Source organism: Dactylosporangium salmoneum (assembly GCF_039532525.1).
In the GTDB taxonomy this organism is placed as follows: domain Bacteria; phylum Actinomycetota; class Actinomycetes; order Mycobacteriales; family Micromonosporaceae; genus Dactylosporangium; species Dactylosporangium salmoneum.
In genome coordinates this window covers 130,425-150,820 of the sequence record NZ_BAAARV010000040.1, presented here as the reverse complement: position 1 = coordinate 150,820, position 20,396 = coordinate 130,425, and the positions used below count along the sequence as shown (strand labels likewise).

The following is a 20,396-nucleotide window of genomic DNA, read 5'->3' as shown; positions in this document are numbered from 1 at the left end:
GCGCCGGCTCGGCCGGCTGGCGCTGCGCCGCGGCCGGCTGACCACCGCCCTGGCCGGCCTGTCGCTGGCCCGCCGTCCGTCGGGGGCCCGGCTGCTGGCCGTGCTCGTCGTGGCGCTGTCGTCCCTGGCCTTCGCCGCCGCGGCCACCGCCACCGCGCAGCGTCAGCAGCGGGAGCGGGCCGACGCGCAGGCCGGCGCGCCGGTGGTGCTGTCCGTCGGGGCCAACAGCCGCCGGCAGCTGCTCGACGCGGTGCGGGCGGCCGATCCGGACGGGCGTTACGCGATGGCGGTGGTCCCGTTGCCGGGCGGCCTGGCCGTCGACGCCCGGGCGCTGGCCGCCACGGCGCTGTGGCCGACCGGCCCGCACCCGGACGCGGCGGCCCTCGCGGCCCTGCTGCACCCGGCGGCGCCCCGCGAGCAGGCGTTGGTCACCGGGACGACGCTGAGCCTCGACATCGACGCCACCCAGCTGGACCGCACCGACGTCGCGCTGGCCGTGGCGCTCGCCCCGCTGGACGGCCGGCCGACGTTCACGGCCGAGCTCGGCGCCCTGGTCCGGGGGCCGCACACGTACCGGGTGCCCATGCCGTGCAAGCCCGGGTGCCGGCTGCTGCAGATCGCGGTGCGGCTGGCCCCGTACGGCACCCAGCCCGTGTCACTCACCGTCCGCAGTGCACCGGCCGCCGCGTGGCAGTACCCGCCGGGCGCCACGGGCACGGTCAGCGGTAGCGACCTGTCCGTGACCTTCCCGCCGGGGGCCGGCCCCGGCGCGGGCATCCTGCGACCCGCCGACGGCCCGGCCGTGCTGCCCGTGGTGAGCACCGGGCCGCTGCCGCCGGACGGGCTCTTCGCCCCGTTCGACCTCGAGCGTCCGGTCCCGGCCACGGTCGCCGCCACCGTGGCCCGCCTGCCGCGGCTCGGCCGCACCGGGACGCTCGTCGACCTCGATTACGCCGACCGCCTCGCCACCAGCAGCACCGCGCCCGCCGCCGAGGTCTGGCTGTCGTCCTCGGCGCCGCCGTCCCTGGTCGACGCCTTGGCCGCGGCGGGCCTGACCGTCGACGCCCGGCGCACCGTGGCCGACCTGCGGACCCGGCTGGCCGGGGAGGGCTCGGCGCTGGGGCTGCGGTTCTACCTGGTGGCCGGGGTGCTCGCCGTGGTGCTGGCGGCGGCGGCCCTGTTCAGCGGTACCGTGGAAGCCTCATCCGGCGACCTGAAAGCCTTGCGGGCGCAGGGGTTGGCGGCTCGGCGGGCCGCGACCGTGGAGCCCGTCGCCGCCGTGCTCCTCGTCGTGGTGGCCGGCCTGATCGCGGTGCCCGCGGCCGCCGCCGCGTGGGCCGCCGCGGTGCCACCGCCGTTGACCGGCCTGCCACCGACGGGTCCGCCCGCGCTCGCCCTCGCCGCCGCGGTCCTCGCCCTGGCGGTGGTCGCCGCGCTGACCACCGCCCGGAGGCGCTGATGCCCGGCTGGAGTTTCGTCGACGCGTCTTCGGTGTCGGATCAAGGATGCCCGCGGTAGCAGGGCACACGCGCCGTGCTGGGAGGCGGTTACAGTGCCCGCATGAGGGCATTGAGCGTTGTGATGGTCTTGGCATTGCTGCCGGCCGTCGCCGCCTGCGAGTCGACGCCGCGTGCGCCGGGGTGCGTGCCGCCGCCCCACGAGGACGGGTTGCTCGACGAGTACGCACGTGATCCGGTGTGGATCGTGCAACCCGACGGCGCGACCCGGGTCGGCAGGCCGAAGCGCATCAAGGCGTGTGCCCAGATGAGCCGGGAGGACGTCTCGTGGACGTCGGTGACCTTGCAGTTTCAGCTGTCCCGCGACTACGACGCGGCCGCGTTGCGCCGCACCTACGAACCCGCGGTGCGGAAGCAGGACTGGCTCGTCGACGAGCCGCCGCCGGGGCCCATGCCGCCGGGCCATGTCCTGCTCCAGTACTGCCGCAGGGTGCAGGACGTCACCAGTGTGTTGGCCATCGAATCGCAGCCGGTCCGCCGGATGGATGTCCGGCCCAGTGACGGGGACAGGCCAACGGCTCCGGTGTGGCAGGAGGAGCCCGGGGGCATCTACCTCACCATCACGGCCGAACCGTCGCGCCGCTCGTGTCAGGACACGACACCGTAGGGGCGGCCGGGATCATCGCCGCTGCTCCTCCTCGTCCAGTCCGGCGTCCGGCGCGCCGCCGGGTTCGGCCGGACCGTCCGCATCGCCGTCCTCGCCGCTGTCCTGCAACGGGACGCCGATGACGAACTTGACGTCGGGCTCCGAGACCGGATTGATCCAGCAACGCATGGCCAGCAACGGCGAGAACCGCGTCACGTCGTCGCCGAAGGCCGCTTGCGCCTGGGTGAAGTCCGGATTGGCGATGCCGAGGGACAACCCCGGCCAGGTCTGTACCGTCGTGGCCCCATCCTCGAGATAGTGCCCCCAGGACTTCCCGCACAGGCAGGACCGCTTCTCGGGGAAGAGCCGGACGATGTCACCGCAGTGGGCGCAGTACAACAGTTTCATGGAACGTCAGCGTCCCATCCGAGCCCGGTGCGACGCGAGTCGTTATCACCCGCGGCTGGGGCTGAACGCAGCGTCCATCGGTCGGCGGACGGCCGAAGCCCGTCCATGCCCTGGCAGGAGCGGGGTGGTGATCGGACATCCAACGTCCCATGTCGATATCGTCTGTCCGGATTCGACCGGTTTCCAGCAACCCTCCAGGAATCCTCAAGAATCTCGACATTCAATAGCTTCAACGTAGGACGTCCACCAGGCTGACGGCCGTGGAGCTTCCAGGGCGGGGCCGCACGGGCGAGCGCGCGAAGCGTTGGATCGCCCTTGCCGTAACTGCGGCGATGGTGCTGATGGTGGGCGGCGTTTCTGAGCCGCGCCGGCCGGGGAGCGGGTTTCCGCTCGGTGGCCTGAAATCGTTCCTCGACGACTGGCGCAACACTGCGCTGCCCGTCGTCGGTGGTCTTCCGGCGCAGGAGGCGGGCGGGCCACCGGGTCCGTCGCACGTCTCCGGCGAGGACACGCGGGCGCACCGCGGCTCCGGGCAGGCGCCCGGCCACGGCATCGGGGCGCTCCCGGAGTACATCGCGCCGGGGGCCAAGCGCGGCGCGGCGGGCGTCACCCAGACAATGTCCGACGACGCGAGCTTCGACCCGCAGCGCAGCAAGCGGATCGCCGCGGCGGCCGAGGCCAACTCCGACGTCTACCAGAACCCCGACGGGTCCTACACCCGCAAGGTGTTCCAGCAGGCGGTCAACTACAAGGCCGCCGGCGGGGTGTGGGCGCCGATCGACTCGACCCTGACCAAGGGCGGCGACGGGCGCTACCGGCAGCACGCCAACTCGATCGCCACCGACCTGGCCCCGGCCGCGTCCGACCCGAGCCTGGTCGAGCTGCGCGTCGACGGCGAGCACGCCGTCTCCTACGCCCTGGCCGGCGCGGCGAGCGTCAAGCCCGAGGTCAACGGCGACACCGCCACCTACGCCGGGGTCATGCCCGGCGTCGACCTGCGCTTCGAGTCCCGCGCGACCGGGGTCAAGGAGTCGCTGGTCCTGCACTCGGCCGACGCGCCGACGTCGTACACCTTCCCGCTGAAGCTGCAGGGGCTGACCCCGCAGCTGCGGGCCGACGGGTCGGTCGCGCTGTCAGACAGCGGCGGCACCGTCCGGGCCGTCATCCCGGCCGGGTTCATGACGGACTCGAAGTTCGACAACGCGTCGGGGGCGTTCACCCGGTCCGACGGCGTGCACTACGAGCTGGTCGACGGGCCCGCGCTGCGGATCACCATCGACGGGCAGTGGCTCAAGGACAAGGACCGGGTGTTCCCGGTGACGGTCGACCCGACCGTGTCGCTGGACGGCTCGGGCGACACGTACGCGTACACCAACCGCACCGGCGACAGCAGCGGCGAGAACGAGCTGCTGGCCGGCAGCTGGAGCAGCACCGCGAAGGCGTACTCCTTCATCCACTTCGACACCTTCGGCACCACATTCGGCGGCGCCAAGATGTCGGGCGTCTCGCTGAAGATCTTCGACTCGTGGGCGGCGACCTGCACCCCCGAGCCGTTCTCGGTCAACCCGATCACCAAGGCGTGGACCAACGCGCAGGTGACGTCCTACCCCGGCCCGTCGTTCGGCGCCTCGATCGGCTCGGTCACCGCCAACCCGGGCGCGGCCTGCACCAACACCGCCGGCAACCGCAGCGTCGGCACGTGGATGACCGTTCCGCTGTCCACCGACACCTTCCAGAGCTGGGCGCTCGGCGGCACCAACAACGGTCTGGCGATCACCGCGTCGCAGACCGACATCACCCAGTGGAAGCGGTTCACCTCGCTCAACGGGCCGGCCAACCTCGGGCCGTACCTCCAGGTGACCTACACCGCCGGCATGTCCCCGCAGGTCGACGAGCAGTTCCCGCCGAGCGGCTACAGCGTGCCGACGCTGACCCCGGAGCTGCTGGTCGCCGCGCACGACCCGGACTCCTTCCCGAACCCGCTGACGTACGACTTCGCCGTCTACGACAAGAACGGCACCAAGATCATCGAGTCGGGCTGGATCTCCTCCCGCAGCTGGGTCGTGCCCGCCGGCACCCTCGCCTGGGGCCAGACCTACAACTGGACCGTGGTGGCCAACGACGGCTACTCGACCAGCTCCTCGCAGACCGTCAACGCGCTGAGCACCCCGGTGCCGCAGCCGCTCGTCACCTCCGAGCTGGCCCAGAACGGCGGCCAGGGCTTCGAGCCCAGCGTCGCCAACTACACGACCAGCGCCACCGACGCCTCCGTCGAGACGGTCGGCCCGGACCTGGACATCACCCGCTCGTACAACAGCCAGGACCCGCGCACCGCGTCGGCCTTCGGCGCCGGCTGGTCCAGCATCGCCGACACGCGGGCGGTGGAGCAGCGCGACGTCGGCGGCACCCTGCGCACGGTGATGGTGACGTACCCGGGCGGCCAGGACGTGGTGTTCGGGCGCAACCCCGACGGCAGCTACTCGCCGCCGATGGGCCGCTTCGCCACCTTCACCGCGATCACCGGCGGTTACAAGCTGGTGGACAAGGACGGCACCACGTACACGTTCACCGCGGCGACCGGGGTCACCGGCCGGTTCGGGCTGACGTCGATCGCCGACGCGCAGGGCCGCACCGAGACGTTCGGCTACGACGCGTCGGGGCGGCTGTCCACGATCACCGGCGTGGCCGGGCGCTCGCTGCACCTGACCTGGCAGACGCCGGCCGGGGCGACCGCGGCGCACGTCGCGACCGTCTACACCGACGGCGACGCGGCGACGGCGCAGACGTGGACGTACGGCTACAGCGGCGACCTGCTGACGAAGGTCTGCCCGCCGACGTCGTCCACCGCCTGCACCACCTACACGTACGGCACCAACTCCCAGTTCCCGACCACGGTGCTCAACGCCGGCCCGCGCTCCTACTGGCGCATGGCCGAGCCGTCCGGCACCCAGGCGGCCAGCGCGGTGCTCGACAACTACGGCACCGACGTGGCCACCTACCGCAACGTCACGCTCGGCCAGGCCGGCCCGCTGCCGGGCTCGGCGGCCCAGGCGGCCTCGTTCGACGGCACCAGCTCGGCGGTGCGGTTGCCGGCCGAGCTGGTCAGCACGGCCACGTACCTGACCGTCGGGCTGTGGTTCAAGGCCGCCGCCGGCGACCAGGGCCCGCTGTTCACCTACCAGGCCGACCCGATCGACAACCCCACCACGACCGGCAACTACACCCCGGCGCTGTACATCGGCGCCAGCGGCAAGCTCTACGGGCAGTTCTGGGACAGCGCCGGGGCCAACCCGATGGCCACCGGCGGCTCCGTCGCGGACGGCAAGTGGCACCACGTCGTGCTCTCCGGGGCCGGCAGCCAGCAGTGGCTGTACCTCGACGGCGCCCAGGTCGCCACGAAGAACGGCGTCATCCAGACCGTCAACAGCTTCAGCGCCGCCAACGAGTACTTCGGCGCCGGCTTCCTCGGCGGTAAGTGGCCGGACCAGGCGCACACCAGCCCGACCGTCAACACCGGCTACGCCTCCTTCTTCAAGGGCGCGATCAGCGACGGCGTCTACTTCGACCGGTCGCTGACCGCCGCCGACGTGGCCGCGCTGTACAGCACCGCCACCGCCGCCGCCCACCCGCTCACCTCGATCGTGCGGCCCTCGGGCAACGCGTCGGCGGTCGTGACCTACGACCCGAGCAGTGGCGCGGTCACCCAGGTCACCGACGCCAACGGCGGCACGTGGAAGCTCAACCCGCCGAAGGTCTCGGGATCCAGCAAGGTGTACGCCAGCACCGTGCTCGGCGCGAACGCGTCGGACTACTGGCGGCTGGGGGAGACCGGCACGACCGACGCGATCAACGAGGTCAACGGCACCGTCGCCACGTACAGCTCGGTCTCGCTCGGCGTCACCGGCGGGCCGTTCCCCGACGCGACGGTCGCGGGCTTCGACGGCACCAAGTCGTACCTGAGCCTGGCCCAGAACTACATGCCGGCCGCCGGCCCGGTGTCGGTGAGCCTGTGGTTCAAGACGGCCACGACCAACCGCACCCTGTTCGGCTACTCGGGTGACCCGATCACCAGCAGCTCGACGCCGACGAACTTCACCCCGGCGCTGTACATCGGCACCTCCGGCAAGCTGCTGGGCCAGATTTGGCACTCCGACAGCGGCATGTTCACCTCCACCAAGGCGGTGAACGACAACCAGTGGCACCACGTGGTCCTCGCCGGCGGCACGACGAGCCAGTCGATGTACCTCGACGGCGCCCTCGTCGGCACCAAGGCGGGCACGGTCGGCATCACCGGCCAGCCCTACGCCTACATCGGCGCCGGGTTCCTGGGCGGCAAGTGGCCGGACCAGAACCTCAACACCACCGGCACCACCAACACGGCCTACCCGACGTACTTCAAGGGCCAGGTCGCCGAGGTCGCCTTCTACCGCAGCCAGCTGACCCAGGCCCAGGTGACGGCGCAGTACACGGCCCGGGACGCGACCGCGGGCATCCCCGCCCGCACGGTCACCATCACCGACCCGACCGGCAAGACCATCACCCACGTCTACGACGTCGACAGCGGCCGCGAGCTCAGCGAGACCGACACGCTGGGCGGCACGACGAAGTACGGCTACGACGAGGGCGGCTTCCTGCGGACCGTGACCGACCCCAACGGCGACGTCACCACCACCGAGCACGACGTGCGCGGCAACACCGTCTCGTCGACGACCTGCCAGGACCGCTCGGCGAACAAGTGCTCGACGGTCTACTACACCTACTACCCGGACGCCACCACGAAGGTACTCACCCCGGACCCGCGCAACGACGTCATGCTGACGATGCGCGACGGCCGGTCCGCCTCGGCGACCGACAACACGTACCTGACCACCTACACCTACGACGCGGCCGGCAACCGGACCGCGGCCACGGACCCGCTGGGCCGGGTGACGCGGACCGCGTACACCGACGGCACCACGGTCGCGGCGGTCGACGGCGGCTTCGCCCCGGCGGGCCTGCCGATGACGGTGACCACCCCGGCCGGGGCGGTGCAGACGATCCAGTACTACCGCAGCGGTGACGTGGCCAAGGTGACCGACCCGGCGGGCAAGGTGACCGAGTACACCTACGACACGCTCGGCCGGGCGCTCACCAAGAAGGAGACCACCGACAGCTACCCGTCGGGCCTGGTCACCTCGTACCAGTACGACAAGCTCGACCGGGTGGTGCGCCAGAGCGACCCGGCGACCACCAACCGGGTCACCGGCGCCGTGCACACCCAGGTCACCACGGCCGTGTACGACGTCGACGGGCTGCCCACCTCGGTGGTGCTGTCCGACACCACCGGCGGCGACGCGGCGCGCGGCCAGACCACGACGTACAACGCGATCGGCCAGCCGGCCACGGTCACCGACGCCACCGGCAAGGTGACCCGCTACGAGTACGACGTCTACGGCAACCCGGTGAAGGAGTTCGACGCCGACGGCAGCGAGGTCGACTCGGCCTTCGACTCCGAGGGCAACCTGCTCACCACCACGATCGTCGGCTTCACCGGCGACCCGAACAGCCCGAGCCCGGCGAAGAACCTCGTCATCGAGAGCAACGCCTACGACCCGGCCGGCCGGCTGGCGTCGGAGACCGACGCGATGGGCTGGGTGACGTCGTACACCTACACCGACAACGGCCTGCCGGCCAAGCAGGTCCGCAAGGACCCGGCGACCGGGGCGTCGTTCGTGCTGCAGGACGACACGTACGACGCGGCCGGCAACCTCATCGCGAAGGTGACCGGCAACGGCACCGCCAAGACCACGTACGTCGTGGACGCGGCCGGGCGCCCCGCCTCCTCGACGTTCGACCCGACGGGGCTCAAGCGGACCAGCACGTACACGTTCAGCCGTGACGACCGGCTCATCAACGAGACCCTCACCGACCCGTCCGGCACCGTCGCCTCGGTCGACACCATGTACGACCCCATGGGCCGGGTGACCGCCGAGACGATGCACGCCAGCGCGATGACGCCGGTGGCCCGCTACCGGCTCAACCAGAACGCGGCCGACTCCGCCGGCAACAACGCCGGCACCGCGACCGGCGTCACGTGGAGCACCGACCGCGGCGGCGCGGCCACCTTCAACGGCACCACGGCGGCCATCGCCACCGCGGGGCCGGTGGCCGACACGGCGGCGAGCTTCACGGTCTCGGCGTGGGTCAACCTCGCCGACAGCACCGCGGTCCGCAAGGCCGTCAGCGCCTCCGGGGCCCAGCAGGACGCCTTCGAGCTGCGGTACGACAACGACGTCAACCGCTGGAAGTTCGTCATGCGGGGCGCGGACACCGCCGGGGCCGCCACGGCCGCGGTCGCCTCGACCTCCGCACCGGCCCTGAACACCTGGACGAACCTCGTCGCCGTCTACGACGCGAGCAGCGGCGCGATGCGGCTGTACGTCAACGGCACGCTGCAGTCCAGCGGCACGACCGCCGCCGCGTTCAGCGCCCGCGGGCCGCTGCTCATCGGCACCGGCCTGGCCGACGGGACCCGCGGCAACCCGTGGTCCGGCGGCATCAGCGACGTCCAGGTGTACTCCCGGGTGCTGAGCGCCACCGAGATCTCGGCCGTGGTGGCCGGCACCGCGCCCGCCGCCGACGCCGGGGTGGTGCGCACCAGCTACCAGCTCGACCAGGACGGCCTCGCCCGGTCGATGACCGACCCCAACGGCAACGTCACCAACTACGACTACGACGAGAACGGCCAGCTGACCGTCACCACCGGCCCGGCCGTCATGGCCGAGCGCACCGGCGGCAGCCCCGTGCTGTCCCGGCCGGTGACCTCGGTCGGCTACGACACCTTCGGCGAGCAGGTCGAGGAGCGCGACCCCAACGGCAACACCGTCGTCACCGGCTACGACGCCGAGGGCCGCGAGATCTCGACGAAGCTGCCGGCGTACACGCCACCGAGCGGCGGCACGGCGATCACGCCGGTCACCACCAACACCTACGACACCCTCGGCCAGCTCGTCAGCACCACCGACCCGCTCGGCCGGGTGACGAAGTACACCTACGACCAGCTCGGCCGGCTCGCGTCGGTCACCGAGCCCAACACCGGCGTGCGGTCGTTCACCTACGACCTGGTCGGCGACGAACTGTCCGACACCGACCCGACCGGGGCCAAGGACACCAGCACGTACGACTACCTCGGCCGGGTGGTGACCAAGACCGACGCGGTCCGCCAGACCAGCTCGGCCTACACCACCACCTACACGTACGGCACCAACGGCCTGCTGGCCAGCGAGAAGTCGCCCGGCGGGGCGGTCGAGTCGACCACCTACAACGCCGCCGGGGAGCCGATCACCAGCGTGGAGGCGGGTAACACCACCACCTACACCTACGACGGCGCGGGCCGGCCGACCAGGACCACGCTGCCCGACGGCACGTACAGCATCACCACCTACGACCTGGTCGGCCGGCAGCTCGCTGACGCCGACTACGACGCCACGGGCACGCTGCTGCGCCGCGCCTCCAGCCGCTACGACGCGGCCGGCAACGTGGTCTCCAGCACCGACGCCCGCGGCACGACCACCACGTTCACCTACGACCCGACCGGCCTGCCCACCTCCGAGGTGCAGCCGATCTCGGCCACCGACTCCATCACGACCAGCTTCGGCTACGACCTCGGCGGCAACCGGACCCGGTTCACCGACGGGCGCGGCAACGCGTTCACGACCACGTACAACCCGTGGAACCTGCCGGAGTCCACGGTGGAGCCTTCCACGACGGCGTACCCGAACCTCACCGACCGGACGTTCACCGTCACCTACGACGCCAACGGGCAGGCCGCCAAGCTGGCCCTGCCGGGCGGGGCGAGCGTGTCGCTGCAGTACGACAACGTCGGCAACCTGGTCAAGCAGACCGGCGCCGGCGCCGAGGCGGCCACGGCCGACCGCAGCTACGGCTACGACCTGGCCGGGCGCCTGACATCGGCCACCGCCGTCGACGGCACCAACACGTTCACCTACGACGACCGGAACCTGCTGCTGTCGGCCTCCGGCCCGTCGGGCAACTCCACCTTCACCTACAACGCCGACGGGCTGATGGCCACCCGCAACGACGCGGCCGGCACGACCAGCTACGGCTACGACGCGTCCGACCGGCTCTCCTCGGTCGCCAACACCGGCGCCGGGCTGTCGGCGACGCTGAGCTACAACAACCTCTCGCAGGTCAAGAGCATCCTGTACGGCACCGGCGGCAACACCCGCTCGTTCGGCTACGACACGCTGCACCGGCTGGTCAGCGACGAGCTCACGACCGCGGGCAGCGCCTCCGTCGCCAAGATCACCTATGGGTACGACGTCAACGACAACCTGACGTCGAAGACGACCACCGGCTTCACCGGAGCGGCGGCCAACACCTACACCTACGACCTGGCCGACCGGCTGGCATCGTGGACCGCGGGCACCGTCACCACGGGCTACGCCTACGACAAGTCCGGCAACCGCACGCAGGTCGGCACCCGCACGTTCAGCTACGACCAGCGCAACCAGCTGACCGGATCCAGCGACGGCACGGTGTACCAGTACACGGCCCGCGGCACGCTGAAGGCGACCGTGATGCCGGGTGAGGGATCCGTCCCGACCCAGTCCGACGCCTTCGGGCAGGCGCTGAGCCAGGACGCGCCGGGCGGCGTGCACGAGACCTACACCTACGACGCGCTCGGCCGGGCGCTGCGGCCCGGGTTCACCTACTCCGGCACCGACAACGACCTGGCCGCCGACGGCACCAGCACCTACGTGCGCGACGCCGACGGCGACCTGATGGCCGAGACCTCGGGCACGATCAAGCGGGTCGCCTGGACCGACCAGCACGACGACGTCGTCGGGCAGTTCCTGCCCACCGGCACCACCCTCGCCGGCTCGATGACGTACGACCCGATGGGCAAGGCCACCGCGGCTGCCGGCATGATCGGCAGCCTCGGCTACCAGTCGGAGTGGACCGACAACCTCACCAGCCGGGTCAACATGCAGGCCCGCTGGTACAACACCGACACCGGCCAGTTCGACAGCCGCGACAGCGCGGACCTCGACCCGATCCCGGACTCGGTGACGGCCAACCGCTTCGCCTACGCCGACGACAACCCGCTGACCGAGACCGACCCGACCGGCAACTGGGGCATCGGCAGCATCTTCAAGAAGGTCAAGCACGCGGTCAAGCACGTGGTGCACAAGGTCGTGCACGTGGTGAAGAAGGTCGTGCACAAGGTCGTGCACGCCGTCAAGAAGGCCGTCAAGAAGGTCGTGCACGCGGTCCGCAAGGTCGTGCACAAGGTGGTCAAGGCGGTCAAGCACGTCTACCACCGGGTCAAGAAGTACGTGACCCGCAAGGTCAGGCAGATCCGCCATTACGTGGCCCGCAAGGTGGCCCAGGTCAAACGCAAGGTCCGGCACATCTACCACCGGGTCAAGCAGGCCGGCCGGGCGATCGCCGCGCGGGTGGTGCGGGTGACGAAGAAGGTCGTCACCCACGTCCGGGACGCCTACCACGCCACCGAAAAGTTCGTGAAGGACCACAAGAACGCCATCATCGAGATCGCCGCGATCGGGGTCGGCATCGTCGGGGCCCTGGCATGTACGGCGGCCACGGCCGGCGCGGGCGCGGTGGCCTGCATGGTCGGCGCCGCGGCGGTGATCAACGTGGCCAAGGACGCCGCCGAGGGCAACATCCACGACGTCGGCGACCTCGCCCGCTCGGCCGGCACCGGCGCCCTGCAAGGCCTCGCCGGCGGCGTCGGCGGCGCGGTCGGCGGGCGGCTCGCCACCGGCGTGATGAGCAAGGTCGGCCCGTTCGCCGCCACGTTCGCCGGGCGCACCCTCTCCGGGGCGCTCAGCGGCGGCACCGGCGACGCGGTCAGCCAGCTGCTCCTCACCGGGCACGTCAATGCCAAGGGCGTGGTCACCAGCGCCGGCATCGGCGCGGTGTTCGGCGGCTTCGGCGGCGGCGGGTCCGGCGGCAAGCGCGGCCAGCCCGAGCCCGAGGGCAACCCCGAGCGTGGCGTCTCGAGCTGCAAGCACTCCTTCGCACCCGGCACCCGGGTCCTCATGGCCGACGGCACCACCAAGGCCATCGAGGACGTCAAGACCGGCGACCGCGTGGTGGCCACCGACCCGGCCACCGGCAAGACCACGGCCCGCACGGTCCAGCTGCTGCACCGCAACACCGACCACGACCTGACCGACGTCACCGTCGACGACGGCGGCCGCGTCAGCGTCATCCACACGACCAGCCACCACCCGTTCTGGGACGCCACCGCCGGCCGCTTCACCGAGGCCGCGCGGCTGCGGCCCGGCGTGTCGACGCTGACCGGCCCGGACGGGCGCACCCTGAAGGTCGCCGCCGTGGCGAGCTTCGGCGGCGCGCAGGACATGGACGACCTCACCGTCGAGGGCGTGCACACCTACTACGTTGTCACCGCCGGGGCCCCGGTCCTGGTGCACAACTGCGGCGAGGGGGAGGGCAACAACAACCCCAACCCCGACAACGGCGGCTACACGCCCAAGAAGAAGAGGCCGGCCGCGTCGGAGTCGGAGGAGCGGCAGGAGAACCACCGCACCGACTTCAAGAACGCGGCCGAGCTCGACCAGGCCCGGCAGGAGGCCATCGCCAACGTCGGCACCGTCGGCAAGGCGGTCAGCTCGGTCATCCACGGCGGTCCCGCCGCCGGGGCCTTCTCCGGTGACCCGATCGGCTCCGTGGCCATGGTGGTCGCCGCCGTCGGGGTGGGCCTGCGCAACGCCCTCCGCAGGGTTCGCAAGAAGTGAGGAAGCCTGTGCAGTACTCCTCGCGGGCCGGCCTGGCCGTGGTGGTGGCGCTCGCCACCGCCACGGCGGCCGGCCCGGCCGGGGCGTCGGTGAGCCTGTCCAGCGCCAAGGTCGGCGTCCAGCAGGTCCTCTTCCGCGGTGGCACCGACGGCTACGGCTGTTTCCGCATCCCCGCACTGCTGCGCACCACGGCCGGCACCCTGCTGGCCTTCGCCGAGGCCCGCAAGTCCCCTTCGTGCGCCGACCGCGGCGACATCGACCTCGTCGTGCGCCGCTCCACCAACAACGGCCGCACCTGGGGCCCGATCCGCCTGGTGCTGTCCGGCAGCGACACCGACCCGAACGCCCCCTACACCCGCGGCAACCCGGTGCCGCTGCAGGACGCGAGCACCGGCCGGGTCATGCTCGTCACCACCTCCAACCCGGCCACCATCTCCGGCAAGCGGCTGCCCTGGATCCAGGACAGCGACGACGACGGGCTCACCTGGTCCGCCGCCCGGGCCATGAACGTCAACTTCAGCGGCAGCGACGCCGGCTGGTTCGCCACCGGCCCGTCCCACGGCATCCAGCTCACCAAGGGCGCGCACGCCGGCCGGCTGGTCGTCGGCGCGCACCAGCAGCCCACCAAGGGCGTGGTCTACGCCGGCGCGCTCTACAGCGACGACCACGGCGCCACCTGGCACGCCGGCCAGGCCGCCAACTCCTTCGTCGACGGCGTCACCAACCCCGGCGAGATCTCCGTCGCCGAACTGCCCGACGGCAGCGTCTACGCCGCCGCCCGCAACCAGATCGGCAGCAGCGGCAACCACCGGGCCAAGGCGGTGAGCACCGACGGCGGCACGACCATGCCGGCCTTCGCCCAGGTGCCGTCGCTCGTCACGCCGGACGTGGAAGGGGCGGTGCTGACGCTGCGTTCGACGTACCAGAGCAGCCCCGGCGACACGATGGTCTTCTCCGGCCCGTCCGACCCGACCAGCCGGGCCCAGCTGAAGATCCGCTACTCCACCGACAAGGGCGCCACCTGGAAGAGCCCTTCCAACGGCCTCGTCACCGACGAGCGATCCGGCTACTCCGACCTCGCCGAGCTCAGCGACGGCGGGATCGGCGTGCTGTACGAGGGCGGGGCGAACACCGACGAGCTCGGCGGCACCGGCTTCTCGGCCGACGAGATCCGGTTCGTGCGCTTCACCCCGGCCCAGATCGGCCTGCCCGGCACCTTCACCGGCGCCCCGTGGGCCCAGGCCACCCCGGCCGCGGCGGCCGGCACCCCGGACGCCACCGGCGAGGCCAACGACGCCCTGCTGCGCGGCAACGCCACCCTCGGCGCCGGGCGCTTCGGCCAGGGCCTGGTCCTGGACGGCGCCGGCGACTACGCCGAGATCCCCTACGCCCGCCCGATCGACCCCGGCGCCGGCGACTTCACCTACTCGCTGTGGTTCCGGTACGACGCCACCGCCGCGAGCCCGAACCAGGTGCTGCTGTGGGGCTACGCCCTCGGCGCCGGCAAGCCGCAGGTGTGGCTGCGCGCCCAGCCGGCCCAGGACCGGCTCTACGCCTGGGTCGAGGGCACCTCCGGCGGGACCGGCGTCGCCCTGCCCGACCCGTCTGCGGCCACCGCGTTCGGCGACGGCGCCTGGCACCACCTGTCCCTGGTCCGCTCGGGCGCCACGGCCTCCCTCGTGGTCGACGGCGTGGCCGGTGCCTCCGCATCCGGCGTCGCCGGTTCGGTGACCGGCGACCCGCACGACGGCGTCGACGGGCTGCGGCTCGGCTCCCGGCCCGACGCGACGGCCACCGAGGCGTTCGCCGGCGGCCTCGACGAGTTCCGGATGTACCGCAGCGCCCTCACCACCACGCAACTGGACCAGATCCGCACCACGAACGCCGACGTCCCCGGCGCCGGCCTCGGGGTGCGCCTGCCCTTCCAGGTGATCGACGCCGCCACCGTCCCGACCCGGGTCAAGGTGGCCGTCGAGGACGACATGTCCGGCCACTGCGCCGCCGCCACGCTCCTCGGCGGCACGCCCAGCCTCGCCACCGGCCACGTCGACGACAAGGCCCTCGCGGTCAGCGCCGCGCACCCGGGCGTCGAGGCGCCGTTCCTGCCCACCCTCGACGTCGGGTCGGGCGACTTCACCTTCACCACCTGGCTGCAGTACTCGGCGACGGCGAGTTCGCCCAACCAGGTGCTGCTGTGGGGGTACGGCATGGGCGCCGGCACCCCGCAGGTCTGGCTGCGCGCCCAGCCGTCCCAGGACCGCCTCTACGCGTGGGTGGAGACCGCCGCCGGCCCGGTCGGCGTCGCCCTGCCCGACCCGTCCTCGGCCGTCGCGTTCGGCAACAACGCCTGGCACCTGGTCGCGCTGACCCGCACCGGCGGCCAGCTGCGGCTCAGCGTCGACGGCGGCGCCGGGGCCACCGCGACCGGCCTCACCGGCTCGGTCACCACCGGCACGGGCGTCGCCGGCCTGCGCCTGGGCTCCCGCCCCGACGGCGCCGACGTGCTCACCGGCAACCTGGACGAGTTCCGGCTGTACCGCCGCGCCCTCACCACCGCCGAGGTGGCGAGCATCGCCGGGGGCGCGTACCCGTCCGACATCCCGGCCGTGCGCTGGACCTTCGAGAGCGGCTACACCCAGGCGCACAACGTGGTGCGCCCGGCCGCCGGCCCCGTCACCTATGACGCCTCGGTGCACTGCAACAACGCCTTCGTCCGCGGCGGCGCCACCCCGGCCACGTCCGGCCGCTTCGGCGCCGCGCTGTCCTTCGACGGCGTCGACGACGCGGTGCAGTTGCCCTACGGCCCCGCCAACGCCCTCGACGAGGGCGACTTCACGGTGGCGACGTGGGTGCGCTACGCCGCGACCGGGTCCACCGCGGACCAGGTGCTGCTGTGGGCGTACGGCGTCGGCGCCTCCGCGCGGCAGCTGTGGCTGCGCGCCACCCCGTCGAAGGACGCCCTGACGGCCGCCTTCGAGACCACCACCGGCACCGCGATGCTGACCGCGCCCGACCCGTCGGCCGCGGTGGCCTTCGGCGACAACCAGTGGCACCACGTCGCCCTGCGCCGCACCGCCGGCACCCTGTCCCTGACCGTCGACGGCGCCGTCCTGGCCACCACGGCCGCACCGGCCGGCGCCCCGACCTACGGCGACACCTTCGCCGTGGACGGCTTCCAGCTCGGCGCCAAGCCGGGCGGCGCCGACCCGTTCAAGGGCGCCCTCGACGAGTTCCGCATCTTCCGCCGGTCGCTAACCGACGCGGAGCTCGACGACGTCCGCACGAACAACACCGACCTCGGTCCGGTGACCTCCGTCCGCCTCCCCTTCGAAGTGGTGTCCTAGACATGGCCCGTCGCCGTCCCATCGCGCCCCCTTCCCCCAGGTCGCCACGGTGGCGCCCAGTCGCGGTGGCGGCGGCGGTCCTGGTGGTGGCGGTGGTCGTCGCGGTGCTGCTCTGGCTCCGCGACACCCCGCCCCCGCCACGCGAGCGCGCCTACCTCGCCTACACCGCCTGCCTGCTGACCCCCTCGAACGGCGTCGCCGACCCGGACGCCGCCCCGGCCTGGTCGGCGCTGCAGGAGGTCTCGCTCAGCACGCGGGCGAAGGTGCAGTACCTGGCGATCAGCGGCCCCCAGACCCTGGAGAACGCCCTGACGTTCGTCAACTCCCTGGCCGCCTCGGGCTGCGACCTCATCTTCGCCGCCGGCCCGCTGCCCGTGCAGGCCGTGGCGAAGGGCGCGGCCACCTTCCCGGACCGCCGCTTCGTCACGCTGGGCGGCACGGCCGCGGCCAACATCTCGACCGTGAACGCCGCCGCACCGCACGACGAGATCGTCCGCCTGGTCGCCGACGGGGTCAGGGCCGCGACGCCATGAAGCCGTGGATCCTCGCGGCCAGGTCGGGCAGGGGATCGCAGCCGTCCACGACCAGGTCGGCGAGCTGACGGCCGGGTGCGACGTGGCGGGCGTGGGCGTCGCGGCCGCCGTCCAGGTAGGCACGCAGCTCGGCCCGCGGGTCGGGGCGGCTCAGGGCGTGCCGGGCCAGGGCGATGTCCAGCGGGGTGTCGACGTACACGGTCCAGCGGGCGGCCCAGCGGATCGGCGGCAGGGCCAGGGCGAAGACGCCCTCGACGACGACCAGCGGGGCGTCCTCGTGGACGTCGAGGCGGGACTGCAGGGCGGCGAGGTCCGCGCCGTGCTGCTCCTCTTCGCCGCTGTCGGCCAGGCTCACCACCGGCGCCTCGACGAGCTTGGCGACGGCCTCGGCGACGCTCGTCTTGCCGGCACCTGCCGGGCCGCCGATGACGAGCAGGGGCGGCAGCACGCGCATCATGATGGCCGCCACCCTATCGCGCCCGCGGCCGGCGCACGATCCCGTTACCGGCGGGGCTCCAGCGGTACCACCGTGGATGCCTCGTGCGCCCGCAGGACCTTCCCCAGCGCGGTGGCCACCGCCTGGGCCTCGGTGCGGGTCATCCGGCCGGTGAAGTGCCGCTCGATGCCGGCCACGTAGGTGGGGGAGGCGGCCCGCAGGCGGGACCGGCCGGACGGGGTGAGCTTGGCGTACGCCGAGCGGCGGTCGTCGGGGTTGGCCTCGCGCTCGACCAGGCCGGCCCGCACCAGCTCGTCGACGACCCGGCTGACCCGGCTGCGGCTGACCACGGCGGCCGCGCCGAGCGCCGACATGGTCAGGCGGCGGCCGGGGGCGGCGTTGAGCTCCAGCAGCACGTCGTACCACGTGAGCGGCAGCCCGTGTGCCGCCTGCAGCTCCTGGTCGAGCACGGGCATGAGCGCCGCGTGCACGCGCAGCAGGGCCGCCCAGGCCGCCGTGGAGTCCATCGCCGTACCGTAGCATTTCCGTGTGCGCGCACATATCCGGGACGCCCTCGACCGCGGGGTTCGCGGGGCGGCGGACCTGCCGTTCGCGCGGGTCAGGGCGGGGAAGTGGGTGGCCTCGGGCAACGGCGTGCGATGGGTCGTCGAGGCGCATTCCGAACCGGCGTACGGGGCCGGGGTGTTCCGGGTCGAGTGGGGCGTCGTCGTGCCCGGAGCGGCCGCGCTGATCGGCGCCGGGCAGGACGAGCGGATCGTCAGCGGGGACGCGGGGAGCCTGGCCGAGCAGCGCCGCCCGCTCACGCTGCTGCTCCTGCCGGGCAGCGGGATGGGGCTCGCGAACCGGCTGTGGTGGCAGGTGCGGGAGCAGCCGGTGGACGAGTTGGCCGCGCGGATCACCGGGTGGCTCGCCGGGGGGCCGCTGCGCTCGCTCCTGACGATGATGTCGACTCCCGCCGGTGTCGCGGAGTTCCTCGAGCGCCGTCCCGCCGTCGCTCGCCGCGGGGTGCTCTACCCCGAGCCCGACGAGCAGTCGCTGCCGGTCCTGGCGGCCACGCGGGCGGTGCTCGGCGACCGCGACGGCGCCCTCGCGGCGATGGCGAGGTACCGGGCCGCGGTCGCCGGCACCAAGGTCCTCGTGGAACGGGCCGGCGAGATCGCCGCGCGGATCGCGGCCCTGCGCCCCTGAGTGGTGATCAGGTTGCTTTCGGGGCTCTTGCTCGTTCTCGGCGTAGCTGTTCGAGGACAGCGGTGCCGGATGCGAGGTCCGGTGGCCGACTTGGTGGTCGAGATCTCAGGGTGACCCCGGGCCCCTGAGGGTCTCGCGGCTCACACGCTCTTGTGCGTGCGCACGCATCTTGGCTACCGTTCCTCTCAACAGCGTGCGTGCGCACGCATGTAAAGAGGAGGCGGAACATGTCCAAGCTGCTGCACATCTCGGCGTCGCCGCGGGGGGAGCGGTCCGAGTCCCTGGCCCTTGCCGGGACCTTTTTGCAGGTGTACCGCGAGCAGCACCCCGAAGACGAGGTCCTCGAGTGGGACCTGTGGGACGGCTCGCTGCCCGAGTTCGGCCCCGCCGCCACGGCCGCGAAGATGGACGTGTTCGCCGGGCTGGAGCCGACCGGGCCGGGCGCGCAGGCCTGGCAGGCGGCGGGGGAGACGTTCCGCCGGTTCGCCGACGCCGACAAGTACCTGTTCAGCGTGCCCATGTGGAACGCTTCCGTGCCGTACATCCTCAAGCAGTTCATCGACGTGGTCAGCCAGCCGGGGCTGGTGTTCGGCTTCGACGCGGAGCTGGGTTACAGCGGCCTCGTCACCGGGCGCAAGGCGGCCGTCATCTACACCGGCGCCGTGTACGGCGAGGGGCGCGGCCCGGCGTTCGGCTCCGATTTCCAGGCGCCGTACTTCAACGACTGGCTGCGCTGGGCCGGCATCACCGACGTCGCCGAGGTGGCGTTCCGGCCCAACCTTGCCGCCACCGAGGTCGAGCAGCGCCGCGCCCGCGCCCACGCCGAGGCCGTCGACGTGGCCAAGAACTTCTAAGCGGCGAGGATGGCGGCGGTTACCGCGCCGGGGTCGACGAGCTGGTGGAAGTGCCCGCCGGGCAGGTGGACCACGGGCCAGCCGCGCTCGCGGGCGTCGGCGGCGACCCGCTCGTAGGACGGGCTGAACAGCAGGTACCGGCACGGCAGCCCGGCCCAGCCCGGCGGGTTGGGCACCGGCTGCTCGTAGTAGCTCAGCGGCAGCCGGGGCTGCTCGTCCGTCACCACCCGCTGGGTGGCCGCGTCGGGGAAGAGCGGTGCGACGTCGTCCCACCAGTCCGTCCACCGCGGCAGCACGCCGTCGGGGGCCATGGCCCGCAGCTGGGCGAGCCGCTCGGGCGTGGCGGGGCGGCTCGGGCCGTCGCGGGCCGGTAGCGCCGCCTCCGCGAAGACGGCCGCGGCCGCGGCGCCGGCCAGTCGTTCCACGATGACCGGGACGAACAGGCCGGCGCTGCTGTGCGCGACGACGACCACCGGCCGTCCCGGCGGCAGGGCCGCGGTGGCCGCGGCGGCGATGCCGGGCGCGAACGGCGGCCGCACGCCGGTGAGCGACGGCACCGCGACGGCCGCGCCCGCCGCCCGCAGGCGTGCGGCCACCGGGGCCCAGGTCGCCGGGCCCATGAGCGGGCTGTGCACGAGCAGATAGACGGCCTCCACACCACGACCCTAGAACCGGCGTTCCAGGGATCGTCGGCGATCCGCCGCAGTCGGGTCGGCCGATGCGGT

Annotated in this window: 10 protein-coding genes and 1 pseudogene; 7 read left to right on the top strand and 4 right to left on the bottom strand. The window is 72.7% G+C overall.

Going from position 1 to position 20,396, the window contains the following annotated elements; translation table 11 throughout:
- Positions 1-1,459 (top strand): annotated as a pseudogene (locus ABD352_RS25775) (FtsX-like permease family protein); the annotation flags it as partial.
- 101 nt (positions 1,460-1,560) lie between these two features.
- Positions 1,561-2,124, top strand: coding sequence for a hypothetical protein (locus ABD352_RS25770; protein WP_344615054.1), 564 nt, complete (start codon positions 1,561-1,563; stop codon positions 2,122-2,124).
- A 12-nt stretch (positions 2,125-2,136) separates the two neighbouring features.
- Here the strand turns inward: ABD352_RS25770 and ABD352_RS25765 are convergent, their stop codons facing one another.
- Positions 2,137-2,511 carry a hypothetical protein gene (locus ABD352_RS25765; protein ID WP_344615053.1) on the bottom strand — a complete coding sequence of 125 codons (375 nt, stop codon included), beginning with the start codon at positions 2,509-2,511 and terminating at the stop codon, positions 2,137-2,139.
- Positions 2,512-2,771: 260 nt separating this feature from the next.
- Here ABD352_RS25765 and ABD352_RS25760 point away from each other — a divergent pair, with 260 nt between their 5' ends.
- From ABD352_RS25760 to ABD352_RS25750, 3 genes are all read left to right on the top strand, one after another.
- The gene (locus ABD352_RS25760) at positions 2,772-13,295 is read left to right on the top strand and encodes a LamG-like jellyroll fold domain-containing protein (protein WP_344615052.1); all 10,524 of its coding nucleotides are present in this window, start codon (positions 2,772-2,774) and stop codon (positions 13,293-13,295) included.
- Positions 13,292-16,639: a LamG-like jellyroll fold domain-containing protein gene (locus ABD352_RS25755; protein ID WP_344615051.1), complete on the top strand. Its 3,348-nt coding sequence runs from the start codon at positions 13,292-13,294 to the stop codon at positions 16,637-16,639. The genes ABD352_RS25760 and ABD352_RS25755 overlap by 4 nt, the downstream gene beginning before the upstream one ends.
- Positions 16,640-16,704: 65 nt before the next feature.
- The gene (locus tag ABD352_RS25750) at positions 16,705-17,172 is read left to right on the top strand and encodes a hypothetical protein (protein ID WP_344615050.1); all 468 of its coding nucleotides are present in this window, start codon (positions 16,705-16,707) and stop codon (positions 17,170-17,172) included.
- Here ABD352_RS25750 and ABD352_RS25745 read toward each other — a convergent pair.
- Both ABD352_RS25745 and ABD352_RS25740 read right to left on the bottom strand, forming a co-directional pair.
- Positions 17,153-17,629 carry a hypothetical protein gene (locus ABD352_RS25745; protein ID WP_344615049.1) on the bottom strand — a complete coding sequence of 159 codons (477 nt, stop codon included), beginning with the start codon at positions 17,627-17,629 and terminating at the stop codon, positions 17,153-17,155. The two genes, ABD352_RS25750 and ABD352_RS25745, sit on opposite strands and share 20 nt — an antisense overlap.
- Positions 17,630-17,673: 44 nt before the next feature.
- Positions 17,674-18,135 carry a MarR family winged helix-turn-helix transcriptional regulator gene (locus ABD352_RS25740; protein WP_344615048.1) on the bottom strand — a complete coding sequence of 154 codons (462 nt, stop codon included), beginning with the start codon at positions 18,133-18,135 and terminating at the stop codon, positions 17,674-17,676.
- Positions 18,136-18,157: 22 nt separating this feature from the next.
- Between ABD352_RS25740 and ABD352_RS25735 the strand changes: the two genes are divergently transcribed.
- A complete protein-coding gene (locus ABD352_RS25735) occupies positions 18,158-18,817 on the top strand; it encodes a hypothetical protein (RefSeq protein ID WP_344615047.1) in 660 nt (219 codons plus the stop codon).
- A 227-nt stretch (positions 18,818-19,044) separates the two neighbouring features.
- Positions 19,045-19,671 carry an FMN-dependent NADH-azoreductase gene (locus tag ABD352_RS25730; RefSeq protein ID WP_344615046.1) on the top strand — a complete coding sequence of 209 codons (627 nt, stop codon included), beginning with the start codon at positions 19,045-19,047 and terminating at the stop codon, positions 19,669-19,671.
- Here ABD352_RS25730 and ABD352_RS25725 read toward each other — a convergent pair.
- Entirely contained in the window at positions 19,668-20,327 is a 660-nt protein-coding gene (locus tag ABD352_RS25725; protein WP_344615045.1) for an alpha/beta fold hydrolase, read from the bottom strand. The two genes, ABD352_RS25730 and ABD352_RS25725, sit on opposite strands and share 4 nt — an antisense overlap.
- Positions 20,328-20,396 lie beyond the last annotated feature (69 nt).

Bases quoted from the DNA above. Each gene is read 5' to 3' on its own strand.
- ABD352_RS25770 (WP_344615054.1), top strand. From the start codon at position 1,561: ATGAGGGCATTGAGCGTTGTGATGGTCTTGGCATTGCTGCCGGCCGTC.
- ABD352_RS25765 (WP_344615053.1), bottom strand. From the start codon at position 2,511: ATGAAACTGTTGTACTGCGCCCACTGCGGTGACATCGTCCGGCTCTTC.
- ABD352_RS25745 (WP_344615049.1), bottom strand. From the start codon at position 17,629: ATGATGCGCGTGCTGCCGCCCCTGCTCGTCATCGGCGGCCCGGCAGGT.
- ABD352_RS25740 (WP_344615048.1), bottom strand. From the start codon at position 18,135: ATGGACTCCACGGCGGCCTGGGCGGCCCTGCTGCGCGTGCACGCGGCG.
- ABD352_RS25730 (WP_344615046.1), top strand. From the start codon at position 19,045: ATGTCCAAGCTGCTGCACATCTCGGCGTCGCCGCGGGGGGAGCGGTCC.